Source organism: Pseudoalteromonas fenneropenaei, from assembly GCF_042643375.1.
Lineage (GTDB): Bacteria > Pseudomonadota > Gammaproteobacteria > Enterobacterales > Alteromonadaceae > Pseudoalteromonas > Pseudoalteromonas fenneropenaei.
This window is the reverse complement of record NZ_JBHRSD010000043.1, coordinates 1-18,838: the sequence shown is the minus strand read 5'-3', so window position 1 is coordinate 18,838 and position 18,838 is coordinate 1. Positions and strand designations below refer to the sequence as shown.

The 18,838-nt window shown below is 44.5% G+C and carries 14 protein-coding genes and 1 riboswitch; of the genes, 9 read left to right on the top strand and 5 right to left on the bottom strand.

Annotated elements, in window-relative coordinates:
• Position 1: 1 nt before the first annotated feature.
• Together ACFOEE_RS18865 and ACFOEE_RS18860 are read left to right on the top strand one after the other, a co-directional pair.
• A complete protein-coding gene (locus ACFOEE_RS18865) occupies positions 2–838 on the top strand; it encodes an ABC transporter ATP-binding protein (protein WP_377128103.1) in 837 nt (278 codons plus the stop codon).
• Positions 835–2,103: a hypothetical protein gene (locus ACFOEE_RS18860; protein ID WP_377128100.1), complete on the top strand. Its 1,269-nt coding sequence runs from the start codon at positions 835–837 to the stop codon at positions 2,101–2,103. The genes ACFOEE_RS18865 and ACFOEE_RS18860 overlap by 4 nt, the downstream gene beginning before the upstream one ends.
• Before the next feature lie 52 nt (positions 2,104–2,155).
• On the opposite strand, the gene ACFOEE_RS18855 is transcribed toward ACFOEE_RS18860, so the two are convergent.
• Complete coding sequence (locus ACFOEE_RS18855) at positions 2,156–2,695, bottom strand: TIGR00645 family protein (protein ID WP_377128097.1); 540 nt, start codon at positions 2,693–2,695, stop codon at positions 2,156–2,158.
• A gap of 137 nt (positions 2,696–2,832) precedes the next feature.
• Between ACFOEE_RS18855 and ACFOEE_RS18850 the strand changes: the two genes are divergently transcribed.
• A complete protein-coding gene (locus ACFOEE_RS18850) occupies positions 2,833–3,078 on the top strand; it encodes a hypothetical protein (RefSeq protein WP_377128094.1) in 246 nt (81 codons plus the stop codon).
• Between the two features lie 71 nt (positions 3,079–3,149).
• Here ACFOEE_RS18850 and ACFOEE_RS18845 read toward each other — a convergent pair whose 3' ends face one another.
• The 4 genes from ACFOEE_RS18845 to nhaD all read right to left on the bottom strand — a co-directional run bounded on the left by ACFOEE_RS18845 (position 3,150) and on the right by nhaD (position 8,837).
• Complete coding sequence (locus ACFOEE_RS18845; protein WP_377128092.1) at positions 3,150–4,475, bottom strand: sodium-dependent transporter; 1,326 nt, start codon at positions 4,473–4,475, stop codon at positions 3,150–3,152.
• Positions 4,476–4,632: 157 nt separating this feature from the next.
• Positions 4,633–5,715, bottom strand: coding sequence for a PAS domain-containing protein (locus tag ACFOEE_RS18840; RefSeq protein WP_377128089.1), 1,083 nt, complete (start codon positions 5,713–5,715; stop codon positions 4,633–4,635).
• A gap of 167 nt (positions 5,716–5,882) precedes the next feature.
• Positions 5,883–7,229, bottom strand: coding sequence for a lysine-sensitive aspartokinase 3 (gene lysC, locus ACFOEE_RS18835; RefSeq protein WP_377128086.1), 1,347 nt, complete (start codon positions 7,227–7,229; stop codon positions 5,883–5,885).
• A 101-nt stretch (positions 7,230–7,330) separates the two neighbouring features.
• A riboswitch (Lysine riboswitch) is annotated at positions 7,331–7,505 on the bottom strand.
• Positions 7,506–7,589: 84 nt separating this feature from the next.
• Entirely contained in the window at positions 7,590–8,837 is a 1,248-nt protein-coding gene (nhaD, locus tag ACFOEE_RS18830; RefSeq protein WP_377128084.1) for a sodium:proton antiporter NhaD, read from the bottom strand.
• Between the two features lie 157 nt (positions 8,838–8,994).
• On the opposite strand from nhaD, the gene ACFOEE_RS18825 reads away from it, so the two are divergent.
• The 6 genes from ACFOEE_RS18825 (at position 8,995) to ACFOEE_RS18800 (ending at position 18,733) form a co-directional block, all read left to right on the top strand.
• Positions 8,995–10,239: a hypothetical protein gene (locus ACFOEE_RS18825; RefSeq protein ID WP_377128081.1), complete on the top strand. Its 1,245-nt coding sequence runs from the start codon at positions 8,995–8,997 to the stop codon at positions 10,237–10,239.
• A gap of 2 nt (positions 10,240–10,241) precedes the next feature.
• Positions 10,242–10,793 carry a condensin complex protein MksE gene (locus ACFOEE_RS18820; protein WP_377128078.1) on the top strand — a complete coding sequence of 184 codons (552 nt, stop codon included), beginning with the start codon at positions 10,242–10,244 and terminating at the stop codon, positions 10,791–10,793.
• Positions 10,790–13,567 carry an ATPase gene (locus ACFOEE_RS18815; protein WP_377128075.1) on the top strand — a complete coding sequence of 926 codons (2,778 nt, stop codon included), beginning with the start codon at positions 10,790–10,792 and terminating at the stop codon, positions 13,565–13,567. Before ACFOEE_RS18820 ends, ACFOEE_RS18815 begins: the two co-directional genes overlap by 4 nt.
• A gap of 73 nt (positions 13,568–13,640) precedes the next feature.
• The gene (locus tag ACFOEE_RS18810) at positions 13,641–14,186 is read left to right on the top strand and encodes a DUF4136 domain-containing protein (protein WP_377128072.1); all 546 of its coding nucleotides are present in this window, start codon (positions 13,641–13,643) and stop codon (positions 14,184–14,186) included.
• Positions 14,187–14,395: 209 nt separating this feature from the next.
• Positions 14,396–15,571 carry an efflux RND transporter periplasmic adaptor subunit gene (locus ACFOEE_RS18805; RefSeq protein ID WP_377128069.1) on the top strand — a complete coding sequence of 392 codons (1,176 nt, stop codon included), beginning with the start codon at positions 14,396–14,398 and terminating at the stop codon, positions 15,569–15,571.
• Between the two features lie 3 nt (positions 15,572–15,574).
• Positions 15,575–18,733, top strand: coding sequence for an efflux RND transporter permease subunit (locus ACFOEE_RS18800; RefSeq protein WP_377128066.1), 3,159 nt, complete (start codon positions 15,575–15,577; stop codon positions 18,731–18,733).
• The last annotated feature ends 105 nt before the right edge of the window (positions 18,734–18,838 follow it).

The following is an 18,838-nucleotide window of genomic DNA, read 5'->3' as shown; positions in this document are numbered from 1 at the left end:
CATGTCGGACTTATTGAACTTAAATCAAATCACGAAATCATTTGATGGAGTGGCGGTACTAAATAACATTTCGCTTGCGATTCAACCCGGTATGGTGGTGGGATTGCTGGGTAAAAATGGTGCCGGTAAAACCACATTAATGCGGATTGCACTTGGTTTGCAGCAACCTGATAGTGGCCTAGCAACATGCTTAGGCATGGCCAGCAATGCGCTGAATATCGCGGTAAAAGAGCGGATTGGCTATGTGCCACAACAGGCCTTTGGTTACGATGGCTTTACCGTACGCGATGCACTGCGCCTCCATGCCAGTTTTTATCCTAACTGGGATCACGGCCTTGAATGTAGCTGGTTGAAGCGCTTTCAACTTGCTGACAATCAAGTTGTTGAAAAGCTTTCTATCGGTCAGCGCCAAGCCCTCGCTTTGATCATGGCAATGGCTTATCGGCCAAAGTTGCTTTTGCTTGATGAACCTGTCGCGAGCCTCGACCCCATCACTCGACGCGCCTTTATGAGCGACTTATTTGAACTCGCGCTCGAGTCCGGTTCGGGGATTTTATTCTCTTCTCACATCACCACAGATCTCGAACGTGTCGCCAGCCACGTCGCGTTAATTAAAGATGGTGAGCTTATCTTGAACGATGAAATTGATACGGTAAAAGAACAGACTAGATTAATCCGCTTCACCGACTCTAATATCGATTTAAGCACCGTAAAAGTACTCAATCGCCATGCGCAAAGTGCTGTTATCTTTGGCTATAGCGGGCAAGTTTGGCCAAGTGTTACTGCTGTGCAAACTCTATCGCTAGAGCAATTATTTATTGAGGTTCATGAGTCATGATCCAAGCGCGCTATCAACTACAAGATGTGTGGCGAGTATGGCTTAAAGACAAAGGCTGTAGTATCTACATGCTTTACGGTTTAGTGGCATTAATCACCTGTATCGCTTTGATGTTTTCAACCTTTAAAGATCTTGCACAATTTACCGCCCCTTTCGCGTCTCTTTCCATGTGTTGCGCTTTCGCTTGGCAGACAGTGAAACTGCGCGCTGACGAAACTATCTCGCTAGTCCCAGCCCGTACTCAGTTTATTCTCAAGCAAGGGTTTTTAGTGATTTTACTCAGTTGCACGGTATTTTTTGCCATTAGTATCGCAACGAATGAAATCAACACGCTTAATAGATTTGCGATAGGACTCATCGCAGGTCTGGTGGTACTAAAACTAACGTTAATACACTGCGAGTATTTCAAGTACAACTTTTACGCGTACTTATTTGCGGGCTTATCTACTGCGGTTGAAATGAAGTTAGATTTTAGTATCTTTGTGATTTTATCAGCAGTGGCATTTGTGCTTGCCTACTCTTGCCGCGCTAAGCTCCAAAACATGCAATGGCAAAGCGCCGCATTAAGCTACTACCGTAATGCACTGCGTGAGAGCTGGCTTCCAGTCACCAATAATCTCCTTTGGCTTGATAAACTGCCTTTATCTCGCTGGCTTTTTCCGCTCAGTTTGTATGTCGGTCGGCAGCTATTTTTCTGGTTATTTATTATTACGGCGCTAGTCATTTCTATCTCAGTGCTCAGTGCAATTTACTTCAATATCAATAAAGTCCCCTTCTTGATATTGAATTTAGCCATGACATCAGGCTTTGTGATCCACTGGGCACGTCTACAATCGCCACCACAACTGACAGACTCATTATTACTGCTACCACTTTATGACTCAAAACGAGCTTTACAGTTAGGCTTTGCAACTGCAAACCTGCGCTTTACCTTATTGATAGCCGTGATTTGCTTTATCGCACTCTTGCTGGGTAATTTTATTGCTTATTCAACGCCATGGTGGCTTAGCATTGTTAATGCGCTAATGCACACAACCTGCTTCGCTGCTGGGTTGCTAAGTATTCTTGCATTTAGCACTTTATCTTCACGAGTAGCGACTAGCTCAGTGTTGTTAATCATTGCAATGGCTGTATTTTTCAGTCTTTTTAAAGCAATACCTAATTTTTCTGAAAATGTCTTCATACAGTTGGGCTCAGCGGCTATCTGGCTAACTCTTGCAATACTAGCCAATTATCTTTGCTGCAAGCGTCTGTTCAACAGCTAATAGCATATTGCCCAGCATACGTTGGGCAATATTGTTTTATCGACTTATGAAATTAGTGTGCACCGTCATGGGTTTTACTGTTTATATAGTCGGTAATAGAAAACAGCACACCTGAAATCACAAACGTCAGGTGAATTCCCACTTTCCATGCCAATTGTTGAGAAGTTAACTCTTCGGAGCTAATAAATACCTTTAACAGTTCTACCGCGGATATCGCCACTATAGCGCTAATAAGTTTAATTTTCAGCCCAGAAAACCCCACCTTTCCCATCCAAGAGGGTCTATCAGCATGGTTAATATCCATTTTTGACACAAAGTTTTCATAACCACTAAAGATAATGATAAGTAATAGTCCCGCGAGTAACGCTGTATCCACTAAGGTTAAAATCCCTACCAATACTTCTTGATTGGTAGCTGAAAATGTCACCAAAACCATTGCGTAGAGCTGCTTGCAAAATTTCACCAACAGCAATACAACGGCAAACAATAAACCAAGGAAAAACGGCGCCAATAACCAGCGACCGCTGAACAGCGTGGTTTCTAAACTCTTTTCTAATTTATGGCCGAAATGTGGTTTTTGTTCTGGTTCCATCAAAAAACTCCAAGGATGACTGAAGGCGTTAATATGATAATAGATTTCGCTCTTCACGAAAAAATAATTTCGTTATCTTAGCGCTTTAATTTGGTTTAAAAATGTCACGTTGATTCAACCCTCTAGGACATCACAACATGAACAAATTAAGCAAGATGATCGGTGTAATTGCCCTTATCAGCGCCACCAATGTTATGGCCGCCAATGACGGTAAAGATCCAGCACCTAAAGATCTTGTCGCCGATTTAACACAAATGTGTGCAGATTGGGCAAAAGATGATGGCATTGAAGCCGCAGCTTTGAAAAAGTATGTGCTTGATTGCGTAAACGAAGAACTGAGCGCAAACGGCTACCAAACAGTGACTGATGTAGAAATCAAATAATACTTTGACGCGTGTTTACACTGTTAACATTAAAGGCCCTTACGGGCCTTTAATGTTTAACTATCATATTCTTAGTGATTAAACGCTACGTTGACAAACACTGCAGTCATCAAGATAGGACAAACAAAGCGTACGTACTGGGCAAAATAATACATCCAGCCTTTACACTCTAATGCCAACTGATTACCACGCCGCCACATCCAACCTACCGTAATAAAGTAAAAGAGCCCCATAAGTGGCAGTTGATACTGGGTAAATACTTGGATAACTAAACCAAACAACCACTCAAAATTAAAGATAATCGTCAGCGACGCAAGCATCACTGTCGCGGTCACCCACCAAGTTGCAGAGCGCCGAGTAACACCATGATTTTCAACTAAGAATGATACGGGAATTTCCGTAGAGGAAATCGTTGAAGTTAACGATGCGATAGCCATCAACACAAAAAAGGTAAGCGCCACCACTAAACCAATTTCCCCCATGCTGCTAAACAGCTCAGGCAATACCGCAAAAATAAGTTGGCCTTCGCCAATTAGTTTGCCGTCTTGAAATACTTGCACACCGTTATGCTGTGCTACGTAAATAGCGGGAATAATCAATAACCCCGCTAAAAACGCCACGCCAGTATCTAACATTGCAACACTTGCGGTTAAACGTGGCAGATTTTCATTGGGTTTTAAATAAGAGCCATAAATCATCATGCAACCGACCCCAAGCGATAGCGAGAAAAACGCTTGCCCCATCGCCGCAATGATAAGGTCGGGATCGGTGACTTTACTGAAATCTGGTTGTAAATAAGCGCTAAAACCTGCTTGTGCGCCATCTTGAGTGGCAATATAAACAATTAATCCCACCAGCAGCACTAGAAGCAATGGCATTAAACGTCGTGACCAAGCTTCAATACCTGATTTAACGCCTTTAAATATAATGCTGGCCGTAAGTAACAGCATTAAAGGAGTAAAAAGTAGATTGCGTTCTAAACTATCGGATTTTAAGAACTCACTCAGTGCTTCTAAACCAAATAAACGCGCAAAAGGTTCAAGTGCATAGGCCAACATCCAACCCGCAACGATACTATAAAAGCTTAGCATCACAATGGCCCCAAACAGGCCAATATAACCGGCTGTAGCGCCCACTTTCGGTGCCTTTTCAGTCCATGCTAATTTCAAAGCTTTTACCGGGTTAGCTTGTGCTTGGTGGCCAATATACAGCTCTGTGTATAAGGCTGGCAGTGCTAATAAGAACACCACGATAAAATACACTAAAAGAAATGCACCTCCACCGTGGTTTGCAGCTTGAGTGGGAAAACCCCAAATATTGCCAAGACCTACCGCAGCACCTGCCGCAGCGAGTACAAAGCCAATGCGACTTTGAAATCCATCACGGATTGCAGCCATAAATTTCACTTTTTGCTTATTGTTGTGGGCGTTTGATTATACTGATGCTGAAGAAAAAAGCGACCAAATAAGGCGAGTAATGTAAGCCCCAAAAGCCCCACCTAAACCTGCTTTTAATCACTTATTTCGCACAGTTACAACTTGGTTGTGGTCGGCCTTATTTATGGCGTAATAAGGCCAATAACTGATTACCCGCAGCAATCACATGGGTTTCACCTAAAAAGATATTTTCCGCTTCACGCTGAACAAACACATCGTTTATCCAGTGGGCACATTCTTTGTAAAATGCCAGCAACACTTCGATGGGAAATTCACTGGGATTAAATTCTTGGCGTAAGGAATTGGCGACTTCATCAATGATTAAGGCGCCATCGTTAAGTTCGCGACAAAAGAACACACTGTTTGCGACCTCTTTTAGTTTATCTGCAATTGCGGCGAGCCTGCGTGTTGTAACACCAACGAGGTCTATCCGCGCAATTTCATTCTCAACCGCCTTAAGCGCACGAATTATGGTTTTGACTCGCGCTTCATCAATTGGATTAGATTCCCAAAAGAAAGCTGCGGACTCAGCTTTTTTGATAACCTTTCGACCAAACGCGCCTAATTCCTGATCAGAAGTTTCAAAGTAACGATCCGTGGGTGACGTTGGTATGTCATCTTGGCGTATATTGCCGCTGTACATTTTTGCGTTATCTTTTATCAACTCTAATAAATCTGGCTGAGCTTCGGCCTTTTTGCCGTGCAACATATTCAGATAAAAGTCCTTAAAAACCTCATTGGTCTTTTTAATTTTATCCGACATACGATGCAACTGCGTTAAATCGCGCTGGAATGAAATGTAATGACTAACATCGCCAAGCTCATTGCGTATTTCTGAAATGCTCCATTCCACCGCGTATTTACTGCCATCTTTACGATAATTCACTGAAGAACCGTGAAAGTAACCTTTGTCTCGCAGCTCAGGCGTAATGCGATGGATGACCGGCCAATTACTGTCAGAGCCTTGTAAAATACTAGGTGAATTACCCACTAACTCCGCCAGTTCGTAACCAGTCTGACGACAAAAAACCGGATTAGCATAGATAATGCGATAGCCATTGAGCTGATTAGCATCAGTGATCACAACGGCATGGTGGGAAAAAATCAAAATCTGTTTAAGCAGCTCAAGCGCTGAACACTCTTGCAGCAATTGACTGAAAAAAAACAGTTCTTCTAGGTTCTTATCTTCATCTTTTTTCATAGCTTAGCGTTACCTTGCTGACTCATCTGGTTTGCTGCTTAAAATCAACGCGTACATGGTTAACCCATGCGTTTTAAGTATTAGCAAAAAACCACAATGTGCCAATCGTGACGAAACTATTTTAAAAAAGATGCTGGCGTAGTGTGCGTTACACTACGCCGATAAGATTACGCCGCCTCAAGCAAACGTTGGTGAATAGCTTGAACGATTCTATCTGATTCACTTTGCTCAACTAAGAAGCACAGGTTGTGTTTGCTGGCACCGTGGCAGATCAGGCGAATGTTAAAATCAGCCAATACCGCCATCAGATTACTCTGCTCACACTTAAGCTGGATTTCAGAGCCAATTAAAGCCACTAATGTTAGGTTATTTTCTACCGTAACATGGCAGAACTGACTGAGCTCTTCCAAACAAGCTTGATCCAATTCTGGACGGCTAGCGTTTGGCGCATTATCTAAAGTCAATGCAACGCTTATCTCAGAAGTCGTAACCAAATCAACCGAGATATTGTAATTACTCAAAATGGTAAAGATACGCGCTAAAAAGCCGCTGGCAAGCAACATTTCGGGACTTTTCAAGGTCAGTAAAATTTGGTTTTTACGTTGGGTGACCGCACGAATGCCCGCTTCTTGGCGTTTCTCTTTTTCAATCCAAGTACCGCCAGCATGCGGTTCACGACTTGAGCCAACAAACACTGAAATACCTTTACGGCTCGCTGGTAGAATCGTCGCCGGATGTAATACTTTGGCACCAAACGTGGCCATTTCTGCCGCTTCATCAAAGCTTAAACGCGCAATTGGCGTCGCTTTAGCACAGAGTCTTGGATCGGTTGAGAAAATCCCCACTACGTCAGTCCAAATATGTACGCTAGAGGCGTCAATTGCCTCAGCTAATAATGCGGCACTGTAATCTGAGCCACCGCGACCTAAAGTCGTTGTTTGACCGAACTGATCTGCACCGATAAAGCCTTGGGTTACAACTACATAATCGTTTAACAGTGGCACTAAATGCGCTTCTGCGGCTAATCGCGAGGCTTTAATATCTGGCGTTGCTTTACCAAAATGCGAGTCTGTTTTTAGCACTTGGCGCACGTCAAAACGCTGTGCCGCAATACCTAAGTCACGTAAAACTTGGGTAAACAAGTAAGAAGAGAGACGCTCGCCGAAACTCAGCATTTCATCACATTGTTGTTTGCTGAGCGCACTGTGCTTTGCCAAGGTTTGTAGTTCATTGATTGTTAGGTCAAAACCTTGTGCAAGATCTGCATCAAGACTCAGTTTGGCAAGAATATTGTCTTGAATTTGAATGATCTGCTCAACAATATGCGCGCGTTCCGCATCGCTGTGACCTTGTTGAGTCAAAGCGACTAAGTGATTGGTTACGCCAGCACTGGCGCTTACAGCAACCAGACGGACATTGTTATCGTCGTGAATGATTTGCGCACAGCGCTGCATGGCATCAAAATCGGCTACGCTTGTGCCGCCAAATTTAGCAACAACGAATTGTGAATTCATGGAATCTCCTTTTGATTGCGCCTTAAACATGGTGGCGGCAATCACAAAAAACAAGGAGAACTTGGCAAGTAGGTGACTCGTCGGTAAGGAAGATATAAACCATTGCCAGAAGCTCTCCACCATTATCTTGGTGACAGTCCTGAGGATTCAGCCTCACAAACCGAAAAACCGGCGCGACGAAGCGCTGGCTCTCCTCGGCGATACTCTCCCTCATTAGTGTTCACTGAGTTCGTCCTCTCACACTAACTACCTAGGTATCGCACCTCTTCTGTTGCTAACAAAGCTCTGTTTGATAGCAGTGCCCAGTTCACACTGGGCGGATGAAAACTATCGTTTAGACGTCTAGGTGTCAAGTACTTTTTAAATAAATTGTCCTGCTAAGAACGCCCCTGCGTAGCCAACAGTATAAGCAATCAATAAGTAACCCGACATTTTCAGGTAGCTCATAAACGTCAGGGCTTTTACTTTGCTCATGGCAATAATACCAGCAGCTGAGCCAATGATAAGCATGGAACCACCAACACCTGTCGCATAGGTAAAGGCCAACCAGTTTTGCTCTGTCATCACAATGTCTGCTTTCAATAATGCAGCTGTTAGCGGCACGTTATCTATCGTTGCCGACAATAACCCCATCAAATAGTTGGCGTAATGCGGTGGCAAGTACTCATATAAATGCGTAAATAAGTTAAGCACCCCGACCTCTTTGAGCGCACCAACCAAAAGCAGTACGCCAACGAAGAACAATAAAGTGTCGTATTCTATTTCACGAATATAATCGATGATTTTCTTGTTCACGTCTTTCTTACGCATTAAGAATTGTGCCACCAAGAACATCAAAGACAACCCGAATAAGAACGTCAATAGCGGCGGTACATGATAAAGCACGCTCAAAACTAACGTTGCCACAATTGTTGAGAAGAAAATCGTCGCAATTGCGATATCGGTTTTCTCAATGCGTCTTAATTCTTGCTTTTCAAAGATGATTGGGTCTTTCATACCAAACGATAGCATAGTGGCAAGCAGTAACACCGCCACCATGGACGGCAACACCAACAGTAATAAATCTGGAATTGAGACTTTGTCCGCTAAGAAAATCATCAACGTTGTCACATCACCTGTGATCAGTGAAACCCCACCTGAGTTCACCGCAAAGATGATTAAAGTCGCATATTTTACTAACTTTTTTGGGTCCAGCTTCAGCGACATCACCACCGCAAGCGAAATCAACGTCGCTGTGATATTATCGGAAATGGATGAGAACAAGAAAGCGGCGGCGCCAACCACAAACATCAAGCGTCGTTCGCTGATCTCGGCAGGCATCACGCGATGGACAATATTTTGAATGAACCCTTTGGAGTTGAGGTAAGCAACAAAGGTCATCGCAGCCATTAAGAATAACCACAAGGTGGCGATTTCGAGAATGTTATGATCTAACTGATGTTGTACATTTTCTGGGCTTTCGCCGTGAATTGGGAAGATAAATGCGATAATCCAGCATAAAGTACCAAAAAAAAGCGTAGTTTTGGCCTTGTTTACATGGATGATATCCTCTATAACAATCAGCAAAAATGCGACCGCTACCAGGGTAAGAATAATGGGCGTAACCATAGTTCGTAAACAACCTGTGTAATAAGTAAAAAAATTGAAGGGCAACGTAGTTCGGCGCGCAGTCTAGCATTTAAGGACAAGTGATGCCATTGAGTAAACGGATTTTGTCGAAATTTTTACACCAAGCGGCGATGTATAAGCCATTGACTGGAAAGTTATGATCCCAGCTAAAAAGATATTAAATACGATAAATGAGCATTGGTCGATGCTAGAGCTGCTTTTTAAGCGCTTTAAGCACTCAGACTTTAGTCTAAAAGATGTACAAAACTTACTAAAATACAAGAATCCAAATTGGACGAGCGAACGGCTTTTTAAAGAAGCTAACAAATTGCTAACATTGGAAATCATCATTCCGTTAGCGAAATCTTCGCAACTCGAACTCAATCGTGCCATTGCCGACTTTATGAGTTATCTGTTGCAAGAAGAAGACTTAGGTCTGGCGCAGGAAATTACCGTATTAGTACAAGATTTGGAGAGATTAGGGAATCGCTTAGCGGAAGCCGGACAAGTAGCCGACCATGGTGAATTACGGCGCTTTAGCCGCATTATGGATGAACGGGTACGCAAAATCGTAAAGCTTTATCAACATAATGAAGGCGCAATCTTCAATATTGTTGAGCAAGCCAAGGCCGACCACTCTAACCTCTCATTGCAAAAACGCTACCAAGCTGTACTTGAAGCATTTGATGAATACATTGAGCCAATGTTAAACATGGTTGATATTCATGGCCCATTTCACGCCTGTTTTTCTACCATTGAGACGCAAATTAGCGACCAAATCGCGCTTTTGAGTACGCTCGGTCGCGGGATCGAAGATAAACGTATGTTAGAGCAGCTGCGTACTCGAATTTTGGATATGCACTTAGTTGGTCGTGAGAGCTTAAGGCGTAGCGCCGATATGCTGTTACCACTACGTGAGGAGTTGCGCCGTAACACTTTGATCACCCGTCAAGCGGCGAAAGTGCTGCAACTTATTCGCAAAAATGGCGTAGATAACGTACTTAACTCAACACAACCGCATTTTGTCTCGGATGTACAACGTTTCTCACTGGGTCAGCAGCGCCATATGGTGGCTTATATGGCAAGCTTGTGCGAATTTGAAGATGAAACCTATCAACTACCGGATGAACGCGATGTGCCAAGCTATCAAAGTCCGTTTATTCCTGACTACCAAGATGTCACCACCAAACTCAAACACTTTAGCGGTAAAAAGACCCAACTGATTGGTTTTCTCACTGACGCGTACCCCGCTCTAGAAGCAGATGAACTGTTGTTCTTGTATCAAAAGCTCATCAGCGACGACGCGTTTAACCTCACACAAGACGAGCAGAAAACCCGTTTGGTAATAGGCGAGCAAACATTTGCGCTCTACCCCTTCAACGCCGCCAATAAAGCAGATTAACCATGACAACAATTAACTTAAATGAACTCACTGAGCTGCAAGCTATTCATAAGAAATTGGCAAGTGGCTGTCATATTAGCGAGCAAGACACCACCCAGTGGCAACAGCTGGACCAACATATGGACGCGTATGAGGCGCTGTTTGCCAGCCTTGGTCAAGAGCTGAAACATGACAGCCGCGGCTTCTTTTACTTCGCCGCCGATGAAAGCACCCCCAACATGGGCAAAACCTCACGCAGCTTTGCATTAACCATCTATGTGCTGATAGAACACTTTGCCAACTTAGGTAAAGATCCGCTACGCGCCTTATTTGATGAAGTGATTGACCTAGAACTGATGCAAACGCTAGTGCAAATGAACAAACATCTGTTTGACCAGCTGGAGCTTTTCAGCGGCAGTGAACTGCGCAAAGACGTGTATGGCCGTATGGTACGCTTTGGTTTGGCGCGCGAAGTGGAAAATGGCTATCAGCATCTGGCCCCAGTTTATCGCTATATTGACGCGTTGATGGAAGTCAACGAAACACAGATTGAAGGATTTGAGGATACTCTATGAGTCAGCTGTACGGACTTAAAAAACTGGCCCTGCTAAACACCGCAGGTTACGCCAAATGTGTTATCCCACTGGATAAAAGTGCATCTATTTGCGCCCCTAATAATACAGGGAAAAGCTCGGTTATCAACGCCCTTCAGTTTCCGCTGATTAACGACTTGCGCTTGACTGAATGGGATGGTCACGACTTAGAGGAAACCCGTAAATTTTATTTCTCTAGCGACCAGTCCTATATTTTGCTAGAAGCAACGTTACCTCATGGTGATGTAGTGATTGGTGTGGCAGGCCTTGGTAAAATTGCCGGCTATGCCCATCAGTTTTTCTGCTATAACGGCAAGCTGGATTTAGGCGACTTTACTGAAGGCAAAGCCATTGTAAAGTACACTAAGCTCTTCAATCATTTGAGTGAAAAAGGCTACAAACCGCTGGAACTGAAAGCGCAAGAGTTAAACGCGCTGTTGACGGGCGGCGCCACCCAGTTTGATGGTGAGATCAATCTTAAGATGATCCCACTTAATAACGTCCAAGATGCCGCTATTTATAAAGAAATTTTTCGCCGCATCTTGAACCTGCACAAACTCGGCGCACAAGATGTAAAACGTTTTATGCTGCGCGTTTTTGAACGCCATATGTCTAACTCTAAGGTCGACTTTTACGAAGTGTGGCGCCGTGCGTTTGACAAAGTAAATCACGCCCGCCGTGAGCTAAACGCGCTAGAAACCATGAGTGAAGCAATTGCAGCGCTCGAAACTATGCTCGAAGGAGAAAGTGGTTTACGGGGCAAACTGGCCGCCTACGCGCCAAAACTTGACCAAGCGCTGATCTCCTTTGATGAATATGTTGAAGTACAGCGCGCTGAACTTAACCTTCAACTGGAAGACATAGAGCAGGAGCGCCATGAGTTTGAGTCAAAGCAGCAACTGTATTTGCAACAATCTCGCGACATTGCCCGCAAGCAAACACAGATTGAGCAATGGTTCTTGGACTACAACGCACTTAAATCTGAATTTGAGCTTACCCATCACGCCACGCTCAAAACCAATCTCAGCTTGTTGAAAAAAGAATACGAAAGCCTGTCGTTTTCAATTAACAGCGCACAAGGGCAAAGCTTACACACCTTAGATTTTCGTATTAGCGAAACGCAAAAGCAGATCAAAAGCTTAAAGCTGCAACTGAAAAACCTCGAATACAACCTCTTTACGCGCATGCGCGAAGATTTATCGTTAAAAGAAGTTGAAGAAATTTCGCGGATTTTAAACCCAGATTTACTGTCATTCGCCACTACTTCGCAGGGTGAAGTGGATATTCACGACGAAGCCGCGTTTGGTGATTTCCTCGCTGCACTCTCAGCGGCGATTGTCGGCCAAGAGTTGCATTTGCCTGGCGCCACCATCAAAATCAAAAAGCTCAACCCAGTGCAAATGCAAAGCGGTGAAAACCGTGAACAATTAAAAGCTCGCGTTGACGCATTGCAACAATCATTACTTGAGTTAGAAAAGCAACGCGAAGTCGCCGCCAACGTTGCACAAAAGCAGCAAGAGCGCGACGCACTTTACGATGAGCTAATGACGTTAGAAGCAGCACTAAAACGCTTTGAACAGTTTCAAACTATGGCGCAGTCCGCCGAAGCCCAAGGCTTACTGCAAGCACAGTTAGATGCGGAGCGTGAGCAAGTCGATAGCTACTTACATGATGTGCAACGCAATGCTGGTTCTATTTCCGATAGACGCGCCATTATTCAAAGCCGCATTGAACTGATCTTGCGTCAAGCAGAACGTTTACGCCAAGTTAAAAGTGAGCGTATTGATCACACTTTGGATTTATACAGTGGTAAAATTGCGCCCTACCCTGTTGAAATTAATCTTGATTTTGACAACTTGGCAGAAGTGGTTCATCAGTTCAATAAATGGAGCCACGAACTACGTAACCTAGATGTCAATATCAAAAATACTTACCTGCATATTTACAATGCGGGGATCACTAAGTTTGATAATGAAACCGACGCCACAGTTAAATACCAAAAACTGATTGCGGCTTATCACAATATCGACAACGAGCGTGATGCCGTTGGCAAACATGCACGGGTTGCGCTCACTGAAGTGGCTGCCACAATTAAAGGCTTGCGTGAAGATCTTGACCGCTTAAGACGCGAAATGAACGCCTTCAATAAAGGCATTAGTTTGCATCGGATCTCCAACTTGCAGGCCTTTAAAATCAATATTATGCCGCGCAAGATGTTGGTGGACGCCATCGACACCATCATCGCGACGTCGGATCTGTATGAGCAAGGCGAAAGCTTAGATTTGCTTTCCAGCCAACCGCATGACGAAAAGGCCGTCAACGAAGCCAAAGATTTATTGATCAAATTTGCCAGTGAAAAGGCGGGTTTAACCTTAACTGATCTATTCGACATTCGTTTTGAAGTGGTTAACCGTGCGGGAGAAACTGAGTTTTTTGAAAAAATCGACTCAGCGGGTTCAAACGGCACCCGTATAACCATCAAACTGCTATGCGGTATGTTATTTATCCGTTATCTCTTGTCAGATCAGGAACAAGCACGCTATCGTATTCCTATCTATATAGATGAAGCGGCTGATATCGACCCGCAAAACCAAAAAGCCATTATTGAAACTGCGTTGAGCTTTGGCTTTGTGCCAATTTTCGCCTCGGTGAAGCCACAGATCAGCTGTGATTACCTAGTGCCAATTCGCAGCGTCAATAAGGGCAGCCAAAACTGGGTTGATGAGAAAGACTGGATTGAAGTGGAACATTCATAACCAATTCACTGTCTATTGCTTATAAGTATTTTATCAGCGAGCGCATTAGCGCTCGATAACAAGGAGTAACATCATGAAACGACTCTTAAGCGCGGCCTTGTTGGTATTGCTAGCTGGCTGTGCCAAAACACCAGACTGGGACTACGACAAGTCAGTTCAATTCAGCAATTACAAAACCTACGCGTTTGCACCCGATGCCAACATTAGCAACATGGCGCCGCACTATCAGGTCAATGATTTGATGGAAAAACGCCTACGTAGCGCCATCAGCAGCGAAATGGGCAAGCAAGGATTTAATGCTACCGAGCCAAATCAAGCCGATATGCTGGTGAATTATCATGTCAGCGTCGATAAAGAAATTGTCTCTGACACCATAGATACCATGTACACCGCACATTGGAGCCATTGGGGTTGGGGCGTGCGCAGCCGCACCACAGTTCAAGAGTACGATGTTGGCACCATTATCGTCGATATTATTGATAAAAACGCCCAACAATTGGTTTGGCGTGGAGTGAAAGAAGGCCGTTTACGCAAAAATCAAACGCCTGAACAACGCACCGAAACCATTAACAAAACCGTGGCTGAGATCTTAGCTAACTTCCCACCAAAAGCATTGTAACAGCCAGTTTTATCCAGATCAGGAGGTGTTCACCTCCTGATCTGTTACTAGAAAAGTTACTAATGTAAATACCCTCACCATTACGCAATGCTTTGTTACAAACTAATGCTTGCTGTAAACACCTAGACATAAGATTTAGCGTATCCTTCATTACATAAACTGCAAAATTCCATTGCAAACCGTCTTATAAAAATTGAAGGAATGAAATCGTGGCAAGTCGTAAACAAATACTATTTCCCGTCGCCGTCCTCGCTATCGGCATTGCAGCTGCTGCAGGATTTGCAGCGATGAAAGCGCCTCCACAAGAAAAAGTGGAAGAAGTTATCCATCCACTGGTTGAGGCAAGCCCGCTGCATCTGGCTCCTATGACGCTAGATGTGAGCTCTTATGGCGTAGTTCAGCCAAAATATCACACCCAATTAGTAGCTCAAGTTGCAGGCCAAGTGGTCGAGCTTTCTGAACAGTTTGTTAAAGGCGGATTTGTTAAAGAAGGCCAAGTGCTTGCACGCATCGACCCCAATGATTATGAGGCGGCGCTGATTGAAGCCGAAGCGAATCTTGCCCAGGCAAGCTCAGGACTTGAAATTGAACGTGCGCAAGCGCAAGTGGCACAAGCTGAGTGGCAACGCATCAAAAGTGATTCAAGCGAAGCCATCCCGTCAGAGCTGTATTTACGTAAACCTCAGTTGGCAGAAAAGCTAGCTCGCTACAAAGCGGCACAGGCAGATGTCAAACGTGCAAAGCGTAATTTAGAGCGCACTTATGTGCGTGCTCCGTACGACGCAATCATTGAAGGTCGTGACATCAGCTTAGGCAGCGTGGTAAACCCTGGCAACGCGCTTGGTTTACTCAACTCCATTTCCGTAGCGGAAATTCGCTTACCTGTAGCCGATAAAGACTTACGTCATTTGGAAAAGCTCGGCCTTGACGCCAATGTGACTTTGTCGGCTAACGTGGCGGGTAAAAAGCAAACGTGGCAAGGTCAAATTGTCCGCAGTGAAGGCGTTATCGATGAACGCAGCCGCATGACTTATCTTGTGGCCCAAGTCACTAATCCGTATCAAGACAACAGCAAACCGCTGCGTTTTGGTAGCTATTTAACCGCCCAGATCACAGGTAAAGCGCTTGATAACGCCGTTGCTATTCCACAACATTTGGTGCGCGATGGTAAAATCCGTGTATTGAATGACGATTTAACCCTGAGCTTTAAAACCGTCAATATCATTCGTGATTACGAAGGTATGGTGATAGTCGATAGCGGCATAACTGAAGGTGCACAGCTCATCACCTCTGCGCTTGAGTACCCAACTGAAGGCATGCAACTGCGTATTGATGCCGGCTTAGAAAATAACGCTACTACGCAACTGGCGTTGAAAGAGGAGTAAGCCATGCAACAATCTCAGGAAAAAGGCATCATTGCTTGGTTTGCACGCAACCCTGTTGCTGCCAACCTGTTGATGGTGTTTATTTTGGTGGGCGGCTTACTGTCTGCCTTCACCATCAGAAAACAGATGTTCCCACAATTTGAAATTAACTGGTTAAGTATTCAAACAGTTTACCCCGGTGCTGCGCCTCAGGAAGTAGAAGAAGGCATCACCATTAAAGTGGAAGAAGCGCTTGAAGGCTTAGAAGGGATCAAACGCCTTATCACTTATTCAAATCGCGGCATGTCGCAAACTTGGATTGAAGTTGAGGAAAAGTACGACCCGAAAGAAGTGCTCGACGAAGTCAAAATGCAGGTTGATTCTATCTCTAGCTTCCCCGCTGGCATGGAGCGCCCGATTGTACGTCGCGAAAAGTACGAACAAGAAGTCATGTGGATGGCGCTGAGCGGCGACTTAAGCAATCATGATCTCAAGGACTTAGGCAATAAGCTTCATGACGAAATGATGTCACTGCCGGGTATTAACCTAGTTAATTTCCACAGCGGCCTTGCCTATGAAATTGGTATTGAAGTGAGTCCAGATAAACTGCGCGAATATGGTTTATCGTTCCGCGATATCGCCAATGCAGTACGTAATTTCTCGGCTAATATGTCAGCAGGTCAAATTCGCTCTGAAAACGGTTATATCTCCATGCGGGTTGAGCATCAGGCCTATCGTGGTAACGAATTTAGAAGTTTACCGCTCCTCAACTTACCTGACGGCGCACAAATTCGTTTAGGCGATGTCGCGACCATACATGATGACTTCGAAGAAGGTTTGCAATACAGCAAATACAACGGCAAAAACTCTCTCGTATTTGAACTGAACGCGTCAAAAGACCAAGACATTACCAAAGTTGCCGCGGTCATGAAGCAATACCTTGAGCGTAAAGCGAAAGAATTGCCACCAACAGTCGAACTTGAACCATTTATTGACCTGACTTACTACCTCAATGGTCGTTTGAATATGATGATTGAGAACATGGTCCTTGGCGGCTTGTTGGTCATGCTGATGCTCGCGCTATTCTTGCGTATTCGTTTGGCATTTTGGGTCATGATGGGTCTGCCAGTATCTTTCCTTGGGGCATTCCTGTTTATGCCAATGGGTGCGCTCGATGTCACTATTAACCTTGCATCGCTGTTTGCGTTTATCTTAGTGCTGGGTATCGTAGTCGATGATGCGATTGTCGTTGGTGAGTCAGTCCATGCCGAAATCGAAGAAAAAGGCCATAGCTTAGATAACGTGGTACGCGGCGTAAAACGCGTTGCTGTACCTGCCACTTTTGGGGTGTTAACCACAGTTGCGGCTTTCTTACCGCAAACTTTTGCCACCGGCCCTGGCGCGGCGTTTTCGAAAGCCATTGGTGGGGTTATTATCCTTTGTTTACTGTTCTCTTTGATTGAGTCTAAATTTATTCTCCCTGCGCACTTAGCGGCAATGAAGAATACTCCACACAATCCAAAGAATCCTTTACATCGCATGCGTGACAAGTTTGACGCAGGCTTACGCTATTTTATCGAGCAAATGTACCGTCCGTTTGTGGAAAAATGCGTGCACTATCGCTACACCGTTATTGTTGGTTTCCTTTCAGTCTTAATTGTCAGTGGTGGCTTATTTGCGGGTGGCTTCGTGAAATTCGTTGCGAATCCAAAAATTCCACACGACTTCCCAAGTATCTCAATTGAAATGAACTTGGCCTCGTCTGAAACAGCGACTTTGCAAACCATTCAAAAGATTGAACAAATGGTGCTAACGGTCGACAAGCAAATCGAAGCACAATATGGCACAAAGATGATTGAGGATATTTCTGTCAGCTTAAATGGCCGTACCAATGCACGCTTAATGGCAGTATTAGTTAAACCTGAGCATCGCCCTATTGGCACGTTTGAACTCAGTGACTTGTGGCGTCAAAATATGCCGCAATTACCGGGCTTAAAAACCATGAACATCACCGATAGCATCATGAACGGTGGCCGTGACGATGGTGATATAAGCTTCCGCCTTGAAGGCAAAGACAAAGATGAACTTATCGAAGTTGCTAACAAGCTTAAAGATAAGCTGAAAACCATCAAAGGCGTGGGTGATGTGAATGACTCAATGCAAAGTGCTACTGACGAAGTTCAACTTGACCTTAAACCGCTTGCTTACAGCTTAGGTTTGACCTTAGCGGATGTTGCTTCACAAGTGAACTTCAGCTACTACGGCCTCGAAGCACAACGTATTTTACGTGAAGGCGAAGAGATCAAAGTGATGATCCGTTATCCCAAAGCATCGCGCGATAACATCAGCGACATTAACGACGTTCGTATTGTCACGCCAAGTGGCGCAGAAGTCTTACTTTCTGAAGTCGCAGATATTCGTATTGTTGATGGCGTTAATCGTATTCGCCGTGAAAACTCTAAGCGTACCATTAACGTATGGGCATCTGTTGATACGAATCAGGCGCAGCCGTTTGAAATTGCAAAAAACGTTCGTGACGAATACTTACCTTCATTGTTGAAAAACTACCCAGGCGTACAAAGTGCGGTAGCAGGTCGTATTCAAGAAGAAATGGACAGTGTGGCGGAACAAATTCGTGACTTAGTGTTGTCACTCCTTATCATCTTCGCACTATTGGCTATTCCACTGCGCTCGTACTCGCAACCTATGCTCATCATGTCGGTGATCCCATTTGGTGTGGTTGGTGCGGTATATGGCCATATGATCTTAGGTATGACCATGAGCAGCCTCTCCTTCTTCGGTATCATTGCCGTTGCGGGTGTGGTGGTGAATGATTCATTAGTGATGGTCGACTTCGTCAACCAAGCTCGTAAGGAAGGTGTGCCGATTAAGCAAGCTGCGGTGGATGCTGGCTGTAAACGCTTCCGCGCTATTCTGCTTACTTCACTAACGACTTTTATTGGTTTGATGCCTATCATCGCTGAAACTAGCCTACAGGCACAAATCGTCATCCCAATGGCAGTATCATTGGCATTCGGTGTGCTGTTTGCAACGGTCATTACGTTAATCTTGATCCCTTGCCAATATGTTGCACTGGAAGACTTTAAACGTCTGATCCGTAAATGGCGTGGTAAAGAAGAGCCTGTCGTCGTACAGCAGGTTGAAAGCCAAGTATCTCAATAAGCATAAGTAATGACAAAAAGCTCGCAGTTGCGAGCTTTCAGATTGATGATAAACCCTGCTTTTTTAAGCGGGGTTTATTTTTTCGATAGTTAGGTCGTTTTTTCT